The organism is Parasaccharibacter sp. TMW2.1890, from assembly GCF_023337645.1.
GTDB lineage: Bacteria > Pseudomonadota > Alphaproteobacteria > Acetobacterales > Acetobacteraceae > Bombella > Bombella apis.
Genome location: NZ_NWUV01000003.1, coordinates 137,570 through 155,656, shown reverse-complemented (window position 1 = coordinate 155,656; position 18,087 = coordinate 137,570). Strand labels below are relative to the sequence as shown.

General features: G+C 60.6%; 20 protein-coding genes. 9 read left to right on the top strand and 11 right to left on the bottom strand.

Features of this window, described 5'->3' with window-relative positions; all coding sequences use genetic code 11:
* The first annotated feature begins 18 nt into the window (after nucleotides 1–18).
* Complete coding sequence (locus CPA54_RS07390) at nucleotides 19–1,737, top strand: alginate export family protein (RefSeq protein WP_249085973.1); 1,719 nt, start codon at nucleotides 19–21, stop codon at nucleotides 1,735–1,737.
* 162 nt (nucleotides 1,738–1,899) lie between these two features.
* Nucleotides 1,900–2,394, top strand: coding sequence for a flavin reductase (locus CPA54_RS07385; RefSeq protein ID WP_043559022.1), 495 nt, complete (start codon nucleotides 1,900–1,902; stop codon nucleotides 2,392–2,394).
* A gap of 6 nt (nucleotides 2,395–2,400) precedes the next feature.
* Here the strand turns inward: CPA54_RS07385 and CPA54_RS07380 are convergent, their stop codons facing one another.
* From CPA54_RS07380 to CPA54_RS07365, 4 genes are all read right to left on the bottom strand, one after another.
* Nucleotides 2,401–3,690: an Nramp family divalent metal transporter gene (locus CPA54_RS07380; protein WP_081563321.1), complete on the bottom strand. Its 1,290-nt coding sequence runs from the start codon at nucleotides 3,688–3,690 to the stop codon at nucleotides 2,401–2,403.
* A gap of 56 nt (nucleotides 3,691–3,746) precedes the next feature.
* Nucleotides 3,747–3,995: a DUF3297 family protein gene (locus CPA54_RS07375; RefSeq protein ID WP_043559024.1), complete on the bottom strand. Its 249-nt coding sequence runs from the start codon at nucleotides 3,993–3,995 to the stop codon at nucleotides 3,747–3,749.
* 168 nt (nucleotides 3,996–4,163) lie between these two features.
* The gene (locus CPA54_RS07370; RefSeq protein WP_086431576.1) at nucleotides 4,164–4,634 is read right to left on the bottom strand and encodes a RidA family protein; all 471 of its coding nucleotides are present in this window, start codon (nucleotides 4,632–4,634) and stop codon (nucleotides 4,164–4,166) included.
* Nucleotides 4,635–4,731: 97 nt separating this feature from the next.
* Nucleotides 4,732–6,021, bottom strand: a complete 1,290-nt coding sequence (locus CPA54_RS07365; protein ID WP_249085971.1) for an O-acetylhomoserine aminocarboxypropyltransferase/cysteine synthase family protein — start codon at nucleotides 6,019–6,021, stop codon at nucleotides 4,732–4,734.
* 235 nt (nucleotides 6,022–6,256) lie between these two features.
* On the opposite strand from CPA54_RS07365, the gene CPA54_RS07360 reads away from it, so the two are divergent.
* A complete protein-coding gene (locus CPA54_RS07360) occupies nucleotides 6,257–7,033 on the top strand; it encodes an alpha/beta fold hydrolase (protein ID WP_249085969.1) in 777 nt (258 codons plus the stop codon).
* Nucleotides 7,034–7,115: 82 nt separating this feature from the next.
* Here CPA54_RS07360 and hisD read toward each other — a convergent pair whose 3' ends face one another.
* The 3 genes from hisD to gmk are packed head-to-tail and all read right to left on the bottom strand — an operon-like array spanning nucleotide 7,116 to nucleotide 9,773.
* Complete coding sequence (gene hisD, locus CPA54_RS07355; RefSeq protein WP_081562401.1) at nucleotides 7,116–8,408, bottom strand: histidinol dehydrogenase; 1,293 nt, start codon at nucleotides 8,406–8,408, stop codon at nucleotides 7,116–7,118.
* Complete coding sequence (gene hisG / locus CPA54_RS07350; protein WP_043559032.1) at nucleotides 8,408–9,100, bottom strand: ATP phosphoribosyltransferase; 693 nt, start codon at nucleotides 9,098–9,100, stop codon at nucleotides 8,408–8,410. Before hisG ends, hisD begins: the two co-directional genes overlap by 1 nt.
* Before the next feature lie 49 nt (nucleotides 9,101–9,149).
* On the bottom strand, nucleotides 9,150–9,773 hold the full coding sequence (gene gmk / locus CPA54_RS07345) for a guanylate kinase (RefSeq protein WP_043559423.1): 624 nt from the start codon (nucleotides 9,771–9,773) through the stop codon (nucleotides 9,150–9,152).
* A 36-nt stretch (nucleotides 9,774–9,809) separates the two neighbouring features.
* On the opposite strand from gmk, the gene pqqA reads away from it, so the two are divergent.
* The 6 genes from pqqA (at nucleotide 9,810) to CPA54_RS07315 (ending at nucleotide 14,346) form a co-directional block, all read left to right on the top strand.
* Nucleotides 9,810–10,109 (top strand): pyrroloquinoline quinone precursor peptide PqqA, encoded by a 300-nt coding sequence (gene pqqA / locus CPA54_RS09220; RefSeq protein ID WP_332067212.1) that lies wholly within the window; start codon nucleotides 9,810–9,812, stop codon nucleotides 10,107–10,109.
* Nucleotides 10,110–10,276: 167 nt separating this feature from the next.
* Entirely contained in the window at nucleotides 10,277–11,194 is a 918-nt protein-coding gene (gene pqqB, locus CPA54_RS07335; RefSeq protein ID WP_043559430.1) for a pyrroloquinoline quinone biosynthesis protein PqqB, read from the top strand.
* On the top strand, nucleotides 11,191–11,922 hold the full coding sequence (gene pqqC / locus CPA54_RS07330) for a pyrroloquinoline-quinone synthase PqqC (protein ID WP_043559033.1): 732 nt from the start codon (nucleotides 11,191–11,193) through the stop codon (nucleotides 11,920–11,922). The genes pqqB and pqqC overlap by 4 nt, the downstream gene beginning before the upstream one ends.
* Nucleotides 11,923–11,951: 29 nt before the next feature.
* On the top strand, nucleotides 11,952–12,254 hold the full coding sequence (gene pqqD, locus CPA54_RS07325) for a pyrroloquinoline quinone biosynthesis peptide chaperone PqqD (protein ID WP_081562403.1): 303 nt from the start codon (nucleotides 11,952–11,954) through the stop codon (nucleotides 12,252–12,254).
* Between the two features lie 20 nt (nucleotides 12,255–12,274).
* A complete protein-coding gene (pqqE, locus tag CPA54_RS07320; protein ID WP_081563322.1) occupies nucleotides 12,275–13,381 on the top strand; it encodes a pyrroloquinoline quinone biosynthesis protein PqqE in 1,107 nt (368 codons plus the stop codon).
* 167 nt (nucleotides 13,382–13,548) lie between these two features.
* Nucleotides 13,549–14,346 carry a polyprenol monophosphomannose synthase gene (locus tag CPA54_RS07315; RefSeq protein WP_081563323.1) on the top strand — a complete coding sequence of 266 codons (798 nt, stop codon included), beginning with the start codon at nucleotides 13,549–13,551 and terminating at the stop codon, nucleotides 14,344–14,346.
* A gap of 79 nt (nucleotides 14,347–14,425) precedes the next feature.
* On the opposite strand, the gene rfbD is transcribed toward CPA54_RS07315, so the two are convergent.
* From rfbD to rfbB, 4 genes are all read right to left on the bottom strand, one after another.
* Nucleotides 14,426–15,316, bottom strand: coding sequence for a dTDP-4-dehydrorhamnose reductase (gene rfbD / locus CPA54_RS07310; RefSeq protein WP_249085968.1), 891 nt, complete (start codon nucleotides 15,314–15,316; stop codon nucleotides 14,426–14,428).
* Nucleotides 15,317–15,361: 45 nt separating this feature from the next.
* A complete protein-coding gene (gene rfbC / locus CPA54_RS07305; RefSeq protein WP_081562405.1) occupies nucleotides 15,362–15,922 on the bottom strand; it encodes a dTDP-4-dehydrorhamnose 3,5-epimerase in 561 nt (186 codons plus the stop codon).
* A 77-nt stretch (nucleotides 15,923–15,999) separates the two neighbouring features.
* A complete protein-coding gene (rfbA, locus tag CPA54_RS07300; protein WP_227449732.1) occupies nucleotides 16,000–16,923 on the bottom strand; it encodes a glucose-1-phosphate thymidylyltransferase RfbA in 924 nt (307 codons plus the stop codon).
* Nucleotides 16,920–17,975 (bottom strand): dTDP-glucose 4,6-dehydratase, encoded by a 1,056-nt coding sequence (gene rfbB, locus CPA54_RS07295; protein WP_043559038.1) that lies wholly within the window; start codon nucleotides 17,973–17,975, stop codon nucleotides 16,920–16,922. The genes rfbA and rfbB overlap by 4 nt, the downstream gene beginning before the upstream one ends.
* Nucleotides 17,976–18,087 lie beyond the last annotated feature (112 nt).

Here is an 18,087-nt window from a genome sequence, read left to right as displayed (position 1 = left end):
CGAGCCTGACAGAAGACAATGAGACATTTCTCCCTCTCCCGCACCATCCTATGTACCACACTTCTGGCAACAGGTTTCGGCACTGCTTTTTCCTCCGCTCATGCTGAAACCTCCACACTGGATGCACCACAACAGCGCAGCATTCTGGACCGCATCATGCACACGGCTCCCGGTGGTTGCCCCAAGGATGACGGAAAAACCACCCCCAACCCCTACGGCGTCTGGGCACGGGGCGATGGCAGCGAGACGGGCTTCGGCCCGGTCTCCCAGTATGGCACACCCGCCGGGATGGACAGCATCAGTGCCCCCGGGAAAGGCATCTGCGACAGGGGCGATCCCTTCGATTCCTACAAACACATGAAGCTGAATGACAGCGGGTCCATCTGGCTCAGCCTGGCTGGGGAAACACGCCTCAACAACTGGTATGACAAACGCCCCGTTTTCGGTGCGGCCATCGACCCCACCACCTCCATGAAGGCACGGCCCTTCAATTCAGGCCGCTTTGCCGTCCGCAACCTCTGGAGTGCCGACCTGCATCTAGGCCAGCACGTGCGCTTCTTCGGCCAGCTCATCAATGCCGATGCTGGCGGGTGGCGTGGATACAGCTATGACGGTACGTTCCGCAAAAACCTGGACCTGCAACAGGCTTTTGTGGAACTCAGCGGCAAGGCTGCAGGGGGGCATGGCGGCTTCATTTTCGGTCGCCAGCAGTTCCTGGATGCCCCGGATTACATGATCGGCAACCGTGACGTGCTGAACGTACCGCTCAGCTGGGATGGTTTCCGCATCTATGAACACTGGAACCGGGTCCGTTTTGACGGCTTCTACTTCATCAACACAAAAAACAACCATACGGACAGCTTCCGTGGCGGCAATTCCCTCTTCCACGACACGCTGGATTACAAGACACGGCTGTACGGGGCCAATGTCACCATCGCTCCGCCTGATTTCCACTTTCTCGGCGAGAAGGGCTATTCTTTCATCAACCTTTTCTATTACGGTTATGAAATAAATGGCGGCCCTGCCCAGCAGACCGTGATGTACAACGCCTCCGCCCTCGGCCACACGAAGCGCAACAATTTCGGCCTGCGCTGGCATGGTGAGGCCGGTCCCATCAGCTTCTCTTTCGGCGGGGCCTACCAGCAGGGCACGTTCTACCAGTCCTACAACAGGGCCAACCATTATGACCGCATGAACCGCAACGTGAATGCCTGGTCCATGAACGGTACGGTGGATTACCACTTCCGCCATGTCATGTGGCATCCGACCATTGGTGTGCAGGGTGATGCCTATTCCGGCGGTGGTGCCCGTGGAACGACCGGCAGCGTGAACACCTACATCGAGCCCTTTGGTGTGAACACCAACTATCTGGACCCGACCAACTACCTGACCGGCCAGAACCTGATCGACTTCGCCCCCAAGGCCAGCTTCTCACCCACCAGCTACCTGACCTTCCAGCTGAAGCTGCCCATCTACTGGCGTTACAGCACAGGGGATGACACCTATTCCATCTATGGCCGCAACATCTTCCAGCGGCAGTTCACCTCCGGCATGTTCAACTCCTACAATCATGATTCCTTTGTCGGCATTGCTCCGCAGATGGCCGCCAGCCTGCGCCTCGGCCCGCATCTGACATGGGATCACCACGTCGTCCGCTTCCTCACCTCCCATGCCATGCATCAGGTTGGTGCCCGCGACGCAACCTACTATCAGTCCTCCCTGACACTGACCTACTGAGCACCGGCGTCACACGCCCTTTCCCAGATCGCTCCTGCCGTGATACCACGCAGGGGCGATCTGCGTTCCCACCTCTCGGGAATGGCATTTGCATCCCTGTGACAATGAGTCCATAATCAGTCCTTCATTGGTCCTGTTTTATCACTACCAGAAGGGTCCGCCATGCAGGCTGTCTTTCGCAACGCCATGAGCCGCCTTGGCTCCCCTGTCGTTCTTGTCACGACTGATGGTCCAGCAGGCCGGCATGGGCTGACTGTCTCTGCCATTACCAGCGTGACGGACACGCCTCCCACTGTTCTGGTCTGCCTGAACCGCAGCAACCAGTCCCATAGGGCCTTTCTGGAAAATGGCAGGCTGGGCATCAGCATTCTCGGCAAGGGGCATGACACTCTTGCCTGCGCTTTCGCCAACAGCACCCTTTCTTCTACAGACCGTTTCGGTCACGGAACATGGCAGACTGGTCCGCTTGGCTCACCTCTTCTGGATGGCGCCCTTGCCACGCTCGACTGTACGATAGACGATACCCACAGCATCGGCACACATGACGTGCTGATCTGCCGTGTGCATACCATCACCGTCAAAGACGGGGCTGGTCACGGTCTGACATGGTTCGACCGCAGCTTCCATTATCTGCCCCCGAAATGCACACCCTGCTGACACGCTTCAGAAAAGGGCATCTCCCAGCAGCTTGATGTTCAGTCCGACAATCACCAGCACAACCAGCCAGGACAGCACAGCCAGAAGAGGGGAAAGATGGAATCGCCCCATATGCTTCCGGCTGGACACGAACCAGACCAGCGGAACCATGGCGAAAGGCAGCTGCATGGACAGCACGACCTGACTGAACACCAGCAGGTCACCCACCTTGCCCTGCCCGAAAATGGCGATCACGACAATGACGGGCAGAACAGCCAGCCCCCGGGTCAGCAGACGCCGTGCCCAGTAGGGCAGACGAAGATGCAGGAAGCCTTCCATGACAATCTGCCCGGCCAGCGTCCCCGTCACGGTGGAGTTGGTACCCGCAGCAAGCAGGGCTACGGCAAACAGTGTGGAGGCCAGCCCGAACCCCAGCACGGGGGAGAGGAGCTTCCACGCATCGCTGATCTCCGCCACGTCCTGATGCCCCGTGCCATGGAACGCCGCTGCTGCCACGATCAGGATGGCTGCATTGATGAAGAGGGCAAGCGTCAGGGCCAGTGTACTGTCCCATGTAGCCCAGCGCAGCGCATCCTCCCGCCCTTCATCCGTGCGGGTATAGGTACGGCTTTTGACCAGCGAAGAATGAAGATAAAGGTTGTGGGGCATGACAGTCGCCCCGATGATGCCTATGGCCACATAGAGCATACCCGGATTGGTAAAAACCTCTGACGAGGGGAGAAACCCTTTCAGCACCGCTCCAACAGGCGGGGCCGCTGCGACAAGCTGCACACCAAAACAGACAGCAATGATCCCCAGCAGGGTGATGACGAAAGCTTCCAACGCTCTCATGCCCCGCCGCATGAGCAGCAGGACAATGAACACGTCCAGCACGGAAATCAGCGTTCCGGCCATGATGGAGATGCCGAACAGCAGATTCAGGGCCACAGCCGTGCCGATGACCTCCGCCAGATCACAGGCGATGATGGCCAGTTCACAGGTCAACCAGAGAGGCAGGCTCAGCCCCCGGGGCAGCCAGTCCCGGCAGGCCTGTGCAAGGTCTTTCCCCGTGACGATCCCCAGCCGGGCGGCAAGGGCCTGAAGCAGGACGGCCATGATGTTGGCCAGCAGAATGACGGACAGCAGCCGATAACCGAACTGGGCCCCGCCCTGGAGGTCGGTCGCCCAGTTGCCGGGGTCCATGTACCCCACGGCCACCATGTAGCCCGGCCCCACGAACGCCAGAAACCGGCGGAACCAGAAGCTCGCCCTTTCCGGCACTGTGACGGCACCGTGTCCGGCATCCCCCACAGGCATGGCAGCATCAGCCTCTTTCACGGTTCCGCCCCTCCCGTCATCCGCACCTGCCTGGCTCAGGCATCGGCCTTGTCCTTGAACCACACCTCAACCGGACCAGTCAGCTTCAGTGTCATGGGCCGACCACGACGGTCCAGCGTCCGCCCGACGGACACACGGATCCAGCCTTCACTGATGCAATATTCCTCAACATTGGTCTTCTCTTCTCCCCTGAAGCGGACCCCAATACCACGGAGCAGAATCTCCTCATTGAAGTACGGGCTGTCCGGGTAGATCGAGAGACGATCAGGAACTGTATCACTCATCCGTCAATTCATCCTTTTACAGAGTATTGCCACACCACCACGGCACGCTTCTGGTGATGATGATCCTCCTCCATAACAGGCAACCAGCCAAAAAGAACCCCCCAATATGATACGGGCCGCCCCCCCTCAGGGATGGACGGCCCGTCCTCATATCTGACAACCGGACAATCAGACGACCTCAAACATCGCTTCAACCTCAACTGGCGCATTCAGCGGCAGGCTGGGCACCCCGACGGTGGAGCGGGCATGCTGCCCGACTTCCCCGGCGAAAACCTCCGCTGCCAGATCAGACGCCCCGTTCATCACGGCAGCATGATCGGTAAAGTCCGGCGTGCAGGCCATGAAGCCCCCAAGACGCACGACACGGCGCACCCGGGACAGATCACCATTCAGGGCCGTGTTCAGCTGGGCCAGAATGTTGATGAAACAGGCCCGGGCACAAGCCGTCCCCGCCTGATTGGAGACCTCGGCCCCCAGTTTGCCGGTAATCAGCAGCTTGCCATCCACCAGCGGCAGCTGCCCCGACACGACCAGCAGATTCCCCGTCCGCACGACCGGCAGATAATTGGCAACCGGGGCTGCCGCCACGGGCAATTCGATGTTCAGTGCAGCAAGGCGGCTTTCTGGTGTGGACATGATGATCTTCCTTTCCTGTTCATCACTTCATTGAATGGGCTGACCGTCACACTGCGCCGTAAAGAAAGCCTTGCCAAGAGGAAGAGACGGAAAACACCCTTCATCCCGCTGCACGATCCAGTGCCTGAGCCAGATCAGCCAGAATATCCTCGGGATGTTCCAGCCCGACAGACAGACGGACATAGCCCGGCGATACACCAGCCGCCTTCTGTTCCGCCTCGCTCAGCTGTGCATGTGTGGTGGACGCCGGATGGATGGCCAGACTCCGGGCATCCCCAATATTCGCCACATGATAGAAAAGCTCCAGCGCATCAATGAAACGCTGACCCGCTTCCCGGCCACCGGGCAGCTCGAATCCGACAAGTCCACCCAGTCCTCCTTTCAGGACGGCTTCGGCCCGCTGACGGGCCTCCCCCTCCTGCACGGCAGGATGGATCACACGCTCCACATCACAACGCGCCTGCAGGAACTGCACCACCTTCAACGCATTCTCGCAATGGCGGGGCATCCGCAGGGGCAACGTCTCCACACCCTGAATGAGCTGGAACGCATTGAAAGGCGACAGAGCCGCCCCGCCATCCCGCAGCAGCACGGCCCGGGCCCGCAGCGCATAGGCCACCGGCCCCAGCGGGCGGGCGGCCTCCGTCCAGATGGCACCATGATAGCTGGGGTCAGGCCGTGTCAGCAGTGGATGACGCTGCCCCCAGTCAAACTGGCCACCATCAATGATCAGCCCGCCAATGGATGTCCCATGCCCGCCAATATATTTGGTGGCCGAATAAACCGTAATGGCAGCCCCCTGCTCCAGCGGGCGGGCCAGCAGAGGGGCTGCGGTATTATCCACAATCAGCGGAATCCCCTGCGCCCGCCCCGCCTTGGCAATGGCCGCCATGGGCGGCACAACCAGCTTGGGATTCGGCAGGGTTTCCAGATACCAGGCCCGTGTCCGCTCATCGCTGGCCGCCTCAAAAGCAGCCGGGTCAGAAGGGTCCACGAAACGGACCTCCACACCCATGTTCTTCAGCGTATGGGCAAACAGATTCCATGTTCCGCCATACAGGTCCGTCCCGCTGACAATATTGTCCCCTGCTTCTGCCAGTGTCTGTATCGCCACGGTTGCCGCCGCCTGGCCGGACGCCACAGCTACGGAGGCCGCACCACCCTCCAGCGCCGCCATGCGTTTTTCAAACACATCCACGGTCGGATTGGTCAGGCGGGAATAGATCATGCCCACATCCTTCAGCGCAAAACGGTCCGCAGCCTGCTGGCTGCTCTCGAACTGATAGGATGTTGTCTGATGGATGGGTGGCACGACCGATCCCGTTACCGGGTCTGCCCGCCAGCCTGCATGAAGGGCCAGTGTTTCAGGGTGCTGTATCTTCCGGACCATTGGAGCGTCTCCTTGCGTGCATCATGAGATCGGCTCCACCGTGCCCGAGAATGCCCCCGTCCGTCCAGCACCGCGCTCCATGCCTTCTCTGCCGCAGCTCCTGCCAGAACCATTTCTTTACAGAAATGAAGAAACTGCAATAGCTCTCATAGGTAATATAGGATTGATTTTATCCAGAATGACTCTATAAGCAGCGCTTCTTCCTGTTTTTTCAGTCCGTTAAAGAGTTACAGTCATGCAACTTGCTTCCCTTGTTCGCAATGAGACGGGTGTGGACAATGCACCGACAGTTGTCATGCTTCATGGGGTTTTTGGGCGGGCCCGCAACCTCGGCATTCTCCAGAGAGCCTTGAGTCCCTATTTCAACACGGTTGCGTTTGATCTCCGATGCCATGGCGACAGCCCCCATGCGCCCATTTCCTACCCGGAAATGGCCAAGGACGTGCTGGAAAGCATGGATGCCCTGGGCATTGGAGACGCCTACATCGTGGGGCACTCCATGGGCGGCAAGACGGCCATGGCCACTGCGCTGACGGCACCGGAGCGCTTCAGGAAACTTCTGGTAGCGGACATTGCCCCGGACATCATGATCCACGGTCAGCACGATCTGGCGCAGCAGCTGTACCACACGCCGCTCCCGGCCCTGAACAGCCATGCCGAAATCCGCAAGTTCCTTCATGATCTGACAGAAGACCCTTCCGTTGGCGAGCTGATCGCCCAGCACATCACGCCCGGCAACCCGGCCCGGTGGAACATCGGCGTGACGGACATCGTCGCGAGCTTCCCCGTCATCCAGTCCTGGCCGGATGTCTTCAAGGGCAAGACGTGGGACGGTCCGGCCCTGTTCATCCGGGGCGGAAACTCTCCCTACATCAAGCCGCAGCATCATGATGTCATCCGGAGTTACTTCCCCCAGGCGGACATCAAGACCATTCCCAACACCGGGCACTGGCTGCATGTGGAAGACCCGACCAGCTTCAACAGCCTGATGCTGGAGTTCCTGCGGGGCTGAGCACGGCCTTCCTCCAGTCCCGAACGAAAAAGGGCCGCTCCCATGCCGGGGCGGCCCTTTCTTCATGACAGGGTCTCCTGCCTCACCCCTGCTTCAGACGTTCCGACAGGCTCATGGCATGGGCGTCCAGCCCTTCCTCCCGGGCAAGAATCACACCGGCGGGGCCGACCTTCTTCAGCCCCTCCATATCCGTCTCGATGGATGTCGTCCGCTTCAGGAAGTCATAGACGGAAAGACCGGAGGCAAAACGGGCTGTGCGGCTGGTCGGCAGGACATGGTTGGGACCACCGACATAATCCCCGACTGCCTCCGGGCAGAACCGCCCCATGAAGATCGCCCCAGCGTGACGGACCTTCCTGCTGAAGGCTCTCGGGTCATCCAGCAGGACCTCCAGATGTTCAGGGGCAAATTCGTTTACCACCTCGGCCGCCTCATCTTCCGACCGGACAATCACGACTGCCCCACAATCCTCCCAGCTTCTGCGGGCGATCTTCGCCCGGGGGAGTGTTTTCAGTTCTTCTTCCACTGCCACAATGACCCTGTCGGCAAAGGCTTCATCCTGCGTGATCAGGACGGACTGCGCCTGCTCGTCATGTTCTGCCTGTGCCAGAAGATCAATCGCTACCAGACGGGGATCATTGCTGCCATCCGCCACCACCACGACCTCGGACGGACCGGCAATGCTGTCGATTCCCACATGGCCGAACACCTGCCGCTTGGCTTCCGCCACGAAGGCGTTGCCCGGCCCCACGATGCGGTCCACCGGGGCGATGCTCTGCGTGCCATAGGCCAGGGCACCCACGGCCTGCGCCCCGCCAATGCGGTAAATCTCCGTCACGCCACAAAGCCGGGCCGCCTCCATGACCAGCGGATTCAGCACGCCATCCGGTGTCGGCACGCACATGGCCAGCCGTCTGACACCAGCCACATGAGCCGGAAGGGCGTTCATCAGCACGGAGGACGGATAGGCCGCCTTGCCACCGGGCACGTAGAGGCCGGCGGCATCCAGTGCCGTCCAGCGCATCCCCAGCCGCAGCCCGGCATCATCCGTATAATCGAGGTCCCTGGGCAGCTGGGCCTCATGAAACGCCCGGATGCGCTCTGCCGCCAGGGCAAGGGCCTCCTTCGTCTCCGGGGCAACACGGTCTGCCGTCTCCCTGATCTCCGCCTCACTGATGCGCAGCTGGTCGGGGGTCAGGGCCAGCCGGTCGAACCGCTCCGTATAGTCACAGAGAGCTTCATCGCCCCGTTTCTGCACGTCGGCCAGAATGGCCCGTACCGGCTCCGCCACGGAGCCGCTCTGCTCACCACGGCGGGCCAGAACGGCCTTCAGCTCCGTTGCGAACTGCGGGGATGTCGTATTCAGGCGTTTCATCAGATGGACTCTCCCTTCCGGGCAGACTGGGCAACGGCAGACCGGAACCGTTCGATCAGGCTGCCGACTTCCTCGGGGCGGGTTTTCAGGGCGATGCGGTTCACGATCAGGCGGCTGGTCACATGGGCGATGGTTTCCACCTCTTCCAGCCCATTGGCCCGCAGGGTGGAGCCTGTATCCACAAGGTCCACGATCACGTCGGCCATATCCAGCGCCGGGGCCAGCTCCATCGCCCCATGCAGATGCACGATCTCGGCATTGATGGCGCGGGAAGCGAAATGGCGGCGGGCAATGGCCGGATATTTGGTCGCCACCCGCAGTCGGGACCGTCCTTCCGGCGGCTCTTCATCCCCGCTTCCCTTCGGGCGGGCCACAGCGATGCGGCACCCGCCAATGCCAAGGTCCAGTGGTGCATAGAGATCGGGATAATCGAACTCCATCAGGACATCCGCCCCGCAGACACCAATATCAGCCCCACCATAGGCCACGAAGGTTGCCACATCGAAGGACCGGACCCGCACGACATCCAGCCCCGGCTCGGACGTGGGAAAACGGAGGCGGCGGCTGCTCTCATCGAGACAGTCCTGCGCCGGTTCAAACCCCGTATGATGCAGGACAGGACGTAGGGCCTTGAGGATCCGCCCCTTGGGGAGGGCCAGAATAAGCGGCGTCTTCGCCTGCATATCAGTCATCAGTAAGCTCCTGCTTGCAACATACGGGGCCAGCTTATCAGAGCCGCTTTCAGCCCGCTACTGGCCAGAGGGCGGCAACATCCCGGCGGCGGGCACGGGCCAGACGGCTGGCCGACAGCACGGCCCGTGCCTCTTCCACAGCCCGGTCCAGATCATCATTGACCAGAACGTAATCAAACTCCGGCCAGTGCGAAATCTCGCTCATGGCGGCCTTCATGCGGGAGGCGATTTCCTCCTCACTGTCCGAGTTCCGCCCACGCAGGCGGGACTCCAGCTCTTCCAGCGAGGGAGGCAGGACGAACAGCCCCACCACATCATCCGGCATGGCCCGGCGCATCAGGCGGCAGCCCTGCCAGTCAATGTCCAGAATCACGTCACGCCCGGCGGCAAGAGCTTCCTCCAGCGGCGCACGGGGAGTGCCGTACCCACGGCCGAATACCTCTGCCCACTCCAGCAGCTCACCATTGGCCGCCATGTGGCGGAATGTTTCCAGATCACGGAAGTAATAATGAACGCCCTCTTCCTCACCGGGGCGGGGGGAGCGGGTCGTGACGGACACGGACGTGAAGATGGTCGGGTCAGCCTTGCGGAGAGCCTGCGCTATGGTGGATTTTCCCGCCCCTGATGGTGCCGAAATTACCAGACACACGCCCCGTCGTGACTGCTCAACCATACCCTGCCTCATCCGCTTCCCTGTTCTGCCGTCCGGATGGCCTGCCCATCCACGGCCTCCGTTCCTGCCAGAAAAACACCTCCTTTGCCAGCAGAGGCCCGCTGTCACCCCACCGCATGGCCGGAATACCGTCAGGCCCGGGCTGCCTCTCATGTTTCTTCTGGCATTTCCGGCTGTTTCTGCTCTATCCTGCCTTGGCAGGTTCGTTTCCTGTCCGGGACACGGCCTGTATTGACCATAAAAAGGAGTCCCATCATGGCATGGAACACACCGAAAGTAACCGAGATCCCTCTGGGCGGCGAAATCAACTCCTATGTCTGCGGCGAGAAGAAGTAATCTCCGCACGGGCATATGCGTGACAGGGAGGTGTTGGCAGACATGCCTGACCTCCCTGTTTCCGCACCTGATGGATCGGCGGGGCAGGTCCGTAGCCTGAGAGCGTCGCAGGTGCATAATACGGACACAACCAGCTGCTGCACTGCTGGGGAAAGGTGGTCTCTGTCGTGCTTGATGTCATTATTCTGGGCGCCGGTGCCGGTGGCGGTTTCCCGCAATGGAACTCCGCTGCACCGGGCTGCCTTCAGGCCCGTGAGGGCAGAAAAGCCAAGCCTCGCACGCAGGCCTCTCTGGCCGTCAGCGGTGATGGGGTTCACTGGTTCCTGCTCAATGCCTCACCGGACCTGCGCCAGCAGATTCTCGCCACCCCGGCCCTCCAGCAGCATGGCAGTACCCGTGGGACGCCGATCCAGGGGGTCATTCTTGCAGGGGCGGAAATTGATGCGATTACCGGCCTGCTGACCCTGCGGGAACGAGAACCCTTCACTCTGATGGGCAGCCCGTCTACCCTGGCCCAGCTGGACCGCAATCCCATTTTTGAAGCGCTGGACCGCAGCATCATTCCCCGTATCGCCCTTTCGGAAGGCACGACGGTGCCACTTCTCCTGAAGAACGGAGCCCCATCTGGCCTTGTGCTGGAAGTTTTCACCGTTCCCGGCAAGGCGCCCCTTTATGCCGAGGCGGAAGGCACAAAGCCTGACGACACGCTGGGTCTCTCCATCTCCGATGGACAAAAGACCATGCTCTTCGTCCCCGGCTGTGCCGAGATCACGCAGGCCCTGAAGGACCGTGCCAGCCGGGCTGACCTGCTCTTTTTTGACGGGACGCTCTGGCAGGATGACGAGATGATCCGCACGGGCCTCAGCCCCAAGAGCGGGCACCGCATGGGGCATGTCTCCATGAATGAAACAGACGGCCCGCTCCGACAGTTTGCTGCCTGTACAAGGCCGAAGAAATTCTTCGTCCATATCAACAATTCCAATCCTGTCCTCCTGGAAGACAGCCCCCAGCGTCAGGCAGCCGAGCAGGCGGGCTGGGTCATTGGTGAAGACGGGATGAGACTCAAGACCGAGGGACCGTCATGAACACTCTCCTTTCTCCTGACGAGCTGGAAGCCCGCCTCCGTGCTATCGGGGCGGAGCGCTATCACCGCCAGCACCCGCTTCACAAAGCCATGTATGAAGGCAGGCTGACCAAGGGTCAGCTACAGGCATGGGCCCTGAACCGCTATTATTATCAGGCCCAGATCCCCCGGAAGGATGCCACCCTGCTCGCCCGCCTGCCCACGACAGAGCTGCGCCGTGAATGGCGCCGCCGGATTGAAGACCATGACGGTACGGCCGAAAGCCCCGGCGGCATTGCCCGCTGGCTGAAGCTGACCAACGGCCTGGGGCTTGATGATGACTATGTGACGAGCCTGAAGGGCCTGCTGCCTGCCACGCTGTTTGCCGTGGATGCCTACGTGGCCTTCGTGCGGGACCGCTCCATCCTGGCGGCCATTGCCTCCTCCCTGACAGAACTCTTCTCACCGACCATCATCGGGGAACGCATGGAGGGGATGCTCCGCAACTATCCCTACATCTCAGAAGATACGCTGGCCTACTTCAAACCCCGCCTGACACAGGCCCCGCAGGATTCCACCTTTGCGCTGAATTACGTCAAGGAACATGCCCGCACGCCGGAGCAGCAGCGGGAGGTCCTCGGTGCACTGGAGTTCAAATGCGCCATCCTCTGGCAGCTGCTTGATGCTCTGGACCATGCCTATGTGGAAGGTCATGTTCCGCCCGGTGCGTTCGTCCCTGAAACACCCTGATTCCTCTCCTGCCCGTCTGAAAGCTGTCCATGTCCTCCCCATTGCCCACACCACCTGTCAGAGTGACTGAAGATGACTGTCCCGGTTTCAGCCGGGGTTACCGCCTCCAGCATGACAGGGTGCGGGAGCAATGGGTGATCCAGGCCCCCGAGCGGGCCCTGCTGGCAGACCCCATTGCTGTTGCCATCCTCCAGGAGCTGGATGGACAGACCCGTCTCGGTACGGTCATCGACCGGCTGGCAGCACGCTACGAGGCCCCCAGGGAACAGATTGCCACGGATGTGCTCGCCCTGCTCTCCGAGCTGACGGAGAAGAGGATTCTCCGACTGTGAGCGGGACACCAGACAGCCCCATGACAGACGGAACCTCCACGCCTCCCCCGGCTCCCATGAGCCTGCTGGCCGAGCTGACACACCGCTGCCCGCTCTCCTGCCCCTACTGTTCCAACCCTGTGGAGCTGGAGCGCAAGGCACAGGAACTTGGCACGGAAGACTGGCTGCGTGTGCTGGAGGAGGCAGCCGGAATGGGCGTCCTTCAGGTCCATTTCTCTGGCGGGGAGCCCATGGCCCGCCCGGACCTCTACACCCTCATCTCCCATGCCCACAGGCTGAACCTCTATACCAACCTGATCACGTCTGGTGTTCTCATCACACCTGAAACCATGAAACGGCTTGATGAAAGCGGGCTGGACCATGTGCAGCTCTCCTTTCAGGATACCGATGGACCAGAAGCGGACCGGCTGAGCGATTTTAAAAGCGTCCAGCCCCGCAAGCTGGAGGCAGCCCGCCTCATCACGCAGGCCGGCATCCCCCTGACGCTGAACTTCGTACTGCAGAAGGCCAACATTTCCCGCATTCCTGCCATGTTTGCTCTCGCCCGCCAGCTTGATGCCCAGCGTGTCGAGATGGCCCATACCCAGTATTATGGCTGGGCCCTGAAAAACCGGGCAGCCCTGCTACCATCCCGCACACAGCTGGAAGAGGCGGGCCGCCATGTCGAGGCCGAAATGGCAAAAGGCGGGCTGGCCATTGATTATGTCACGCCAGATTATTATGCCGAACGCCCCAAACCCTGCATGGGGGGCTGGGGGCAACGCTTTCTCAACGTCTCACCCTCCGGCCATGTCCTGCCCTGCCATGCAGCGGAAACAATCCCCTCCCTGCACTTCGACAATGTGCGGGATCATTCACTCAGCCATATCTGGTACCACTCACAGGCTTTCACCCTCTTCCGGGGAACTGACTGGATGCCGGAGCCCTGTGCCTCCTGCGCCCGCAAGGAAATTGACTGGGGCGGATGCCGCTGCCAGGCACTGGCCCTGCTCGGAGATGCCTCCCAGACCGACCCTGTCTGCTCCCTCTCTCCCCATCGCCACCTGATTGATGACGCCATTGCAGAAGCAGAACAGACTGACGAACAGGCGTTCATCTATCGTCGTATGGGCCAAAAGACTTTCTGAACAGCCCCCTGTCTCCAGAAGCACCAGAACTTCATTTACACATCTGAAATAATGGGAAGCAGTTCCATTAACAAGATATTATGGCATCCCGCACGGGCAGGGTCATTACCTTGCGCTCACCTGTCATCCCCCTTATTAGTGGACATCCCCCTCACATGGAATCTGCTATGACCGCCCCTGAGATCAGCATCATCATCCCATGCTACAATGAGGTCGAGAACGTTGTCCCCGTCGTAGATGCTCTGGAGACCGTCCTGAGTGGCATGACATGGGAGGTTGTCTTCGTGGATGACAACTCCCCCGATGGCACGATGGAAGCTGTCCGCCAGCTGGCCCAGAAGAAACCCTACGTGCGGGGGCTGCTGCGTATTGGTCGGCGAGGGCTGTCCTCCGCCGTGATTGAAGGGGCCCTCAGCGTGTCTGCTCCCCTGATTGCTGTCATGGACGGCGATCTCCAGCATGATGAAGGCTGTCTGCCCCACATGATTGCCGCCCTGCGGGATGGTCGGGCAGATATCGCCGTTGCCAGCCGGCACATCACGGGTGGCAGCAATGAGGGGCTTTCCAGCGTCTGGCGCCGCTTTCTCTCCAATACCGGCATCTGGACAGCCCGCCAGCTTCTCAATGTCCCCCTGACAGACCCGATGAGCGGCTTTTTTGCCATGCGGCGTTCCGTCTTCATGGACCGTGCCCCCCGGCTGGATGGCACGGGCTTCAAAATCCTTCTGGACATCATGATCGCCCGGCCTGAACCTCTGCGGGTTCAGGAAATTCCCATGAATTTCCGGGACAGGGCCCATGGGGAAAGCAAGCTGGATTCTGGCGTCATGCTCTCCTTTGCACGGATGCTGACCAAACACAGCTTCCGCCGTCGTCCCCGGCTGACCTATGGCACGACAGCTCTTGCGGGTGCCGGGCTCTTCTGGGCTGGATGGCGCCTGCTGTCCCGCAAACGATCAGCCTGATTCACAACGCCACCGCTGATATGAAAAAAGGCCGCCCCATTGGGAACGGCCTTTTTTCATCCCCTTCGGCAGGGCCTCTTCAGGCCTCAGGCTTCAGCAGGGTTCTGACTGTCCGGGCCACACTGTCACGCCAGTCTGGCATTTTCTGCCCGAAAACACGCTCCAGCCTGCCATTGTCCAGGCGGGAATCCGCCGGGCGGGCCGCCGGTGTGGGCCAGTCTGCCGTAGTGATGGCCTCTACCTTCGGCATGGGCTGGCCATGACGGGCGGCTTCCTCCAGAGCGTGGCAGGCAAGCTCATGCCATGTGGCCTCACCAGCGCCCGTGGCATGATAAATACCAGCATAGGAATCCTGCCAGCCTGTCTGTCTGATCGTCCCGATGATGCCCAGAATCACAGCGGCCAGATCATCGGACGAGGTCGGGTTTCCCCGCTGATCCCCCACCACACGCAGGTGGGGATTCTTTGCCCCCGCATTCAGCATCGTCTTGACGAAATTCTTGCCATGAGCGGAGTAGACCCATGCCGTCCGCAGGATGATGCTCTGGGGCTGCGCTTTCAGAACAGCCGTCTCCCCATCAGCCTTGGTCCGTCCATAAACCGTGACAGGATTGATCGGATCACTCTCCAGATAGGGCGCTCCCTTCCGGCCATCAAAGACATAATCCGTCGAGACGTGAATGAACGGAATCCCCCGGCGGGCAGCCTCCTCAGCCAGACGGGCCGGGCCAGCATGGTTGCCCTGCCGGGCCCCTTCCTGTTCCGTTTCAGCCAGATCGACCGCCGTCCAGGCCGCCGCATTGACAATAATATCAGGCTGGTATGTCTCAATGGCCGCAGCCAATGTCTCCGGGGCTGCAAAATCCACCTCCGGGCGGCCAACGGTCACGACATGCCTCCCGCCCTGATCTCTCAAGGACGTGGCAAGCTGGCCTGTCCGGCCGATCACAAGAATGGAAGGCTTCGTCATGATGAAGACCCTTTCATGCCAGAAAACACGTAGCCCGCACGGGACTCACCGGTACTCGAACCACCCCTTGGCAGCCTCGAAGGAAGGGGCTTCCAGGTCTTTCTCCGAGAGAACAGCCTCCCCCGGGGCCACCGGCCAGTCGATCCCGATCTGGCTGCAATCCCAGCGCACGGACCGCTCGGATGCCTTGTCATAAAAACCGGTGCATTTGTACTGCACCTCGGTATTTTCCTCCAACGTGACAAAACCATGCAGGAACCCGACAGGCAGCCAGAGCTGGGACCAGTTTTCAGCCGACAGTTCAACACCGACCCACTGGCCGTAAGTCGGTGAGCCAGTGCGTGCATCTACCGCCACGTCCCAGATGGCCCCCCGTGTCACCCGCACCAGCTTGCCTTGCCCATGAGGGGCCAGCTGGCAGTGCAGCCCACGCACCACACCCTTCTGACGGGACAGACTCTGGTTGTCCTGCACGAACGTATCAGGAATGCCAGCCGCAGCCATGCTCTTCTGATTGTATGTCTCGGAGAAGAACCCTCGATTATCCCCAAAACGGGCCGGCGTCACCTTCACGATGCCGGGCAGGGACAGTGCCTCAACCTTCATCTCGTCATCTCCTCATCTCTCTGTTTCATGGCCCGATACAGGAGCCTCCCGGACGGGCAGAACCGGGGCAGGCAGCCTCACACCACTACCGGCCCACTCTCTGCTGCCACATAAAGCAGCATCTGCCCAAGCGGCGTTTTCTTCATCCTGGTGCCTGTCTCCAGAAGCTGCGCATGGGAGATGAATCCCATGCGATAGGCTGCCTCCGTTGGTGAACCAACCAGCAGCCCCTGCCGGGACTGGATGGCCTGCACGAACGTACCGGCCTGCATCAGGCTGTCCGGTGTTCCAGCATCCAGCCACGCACACCCACGGGCCAGCCGGTCCACCTCCAGCGTTCCTTCCTCCAGATAGATGCGGTTCAGATCCGTGATCTCCAGTTCACCACGATCACTGGGACGCACCCGACGGGCAAAGTCGCACACCCGCCCATCATAGAAATACAGCCCTGTCACCGCCCACTGGGAGGGAGGTGTGACCGGTTTTTCAATAATATCAAGCGCCCGCCCAGCCTCATCAAATGCCACAACGCCATAACGCTCCGGGTCCCGCACCTGATAGGCGAATACCGTCGCACCATGAGACCGCTGTGTGGCATCCCGCAACATATGTCGCAGCCCATCAGCAAAAATGAGGTTGTCCCCCAGAATCAGGGCACAAGGCGCACCATTGATCCAGTCTTCGGCAATATGAAAAGCCTGTGCAATCCCCTCCGGCTTCGGCTGGACACGATAGGTGAAAGTCACGCCAAACTGCTCACCCGTGCCCAGCAGACGCTGGAACTGCGCCTGATCATCCGGCGTGGTGATGATCATGATATCCCGTATCCCTGCCAGGATCAGGGTCGTCAGCGGATAATAGATCATCGGCTTGTCATAGACAGGCAGAAGCTGCTTGGAGACAGCCAGCGTCATCGGGTACAGGCGCGTCCCGGACCCACCGGACAGCAGGATACCCTTTGTCGGCGGTTGGTCAGTCGTTTCTTTCAGCATACCCGTCATGCCTCAGCTCCCAGTCTCCGGCCATCGTACCGCTGGCGGCGCAGGCGCTGCCACCATGCCCTGTTATCCAGATACCACTGGACAGTCCTGCGCAGGCCTGTCTCGAAATCGTGCTCCGCCTCCCAGTCGAGACAGCGCTCGGCATGGCTGGGATCAATCTCATACCGGAAGTCATGCCCCGGCCTGTCACTGACAAAAGTGATCAGCCGCTCCCTCGGGCCGGCCGGGTCCGGCTCCAGCTCATCCAGCAGGGCGCATATCCTGCGCACAACCTCCAGATTGCTACGGGGCTGCCTGGCCCCGATGGCGTAAGTCTCACCCGGTCTGCCATGCTCCACAGCCCGGACCAGTGCCCTGGCGTGATCCTCCACAAAGAGCCAGTCCCGCAGATTCTCGCCCTTGCCGTAAACAGGCAGGGGCTTGCCCTCCAGCGCATTGATGATCATGAGCGGGATCAGTTTTTCCGGGAAATGCCAGGGCCCGTAATTGTTGGTCGTGTTCGTCACGAAGGCCGGAAAACCATAGGTATGGTACCAGGCCCGCACCAGATGGTCGGAAGCCGCCTTGCTGGCCGAATACGGGCTGCGGGGATCGTAGGCCGTCTCCTCCGTAAAAGGAGGATCCTCCGGTGACAGATGACCGAAAACCTCGTCCGTCGAGATGTGAAGAAACCGGAATCCAGCCTTCTTCGCCCCATCCAGCCCCATCCAGTACCGGCGGGCTACATCCAGCAGACAATACGTCCCCACGATGTTGGTCTGAATGAAGGCACCCGGCCCCTCGATGGAGCGGTCAACATGGCTCTCTGCTGCCAGATGCATGATGGCATCCGGCTGGAACTCTGCCAGAGCCTTCTCCACGGCTGGCTGGTCATTGATGGAAATACGCACATGACGGTAGCGTGGATCGGACGCCACGGCAGCCACCGTCTCCTCGGAGGCTGCATAGGTCATGCAGTCCACATTGAGAACCTGATGACTGGTCCCCTCCATGAGGTGCCGCACGACAGCGGACCCTATGAAGCCGCATCCACCTGTTACCGCAACCCTCATCATGCCTCCTCATCCATCAATCTGTCGGGGGAACTTTACCCAAAAGCCCCCCACTGCCGACAATATTCCCGCTACCCTCTGTTCATAATAAACATATCAGGCAAAAAAACGG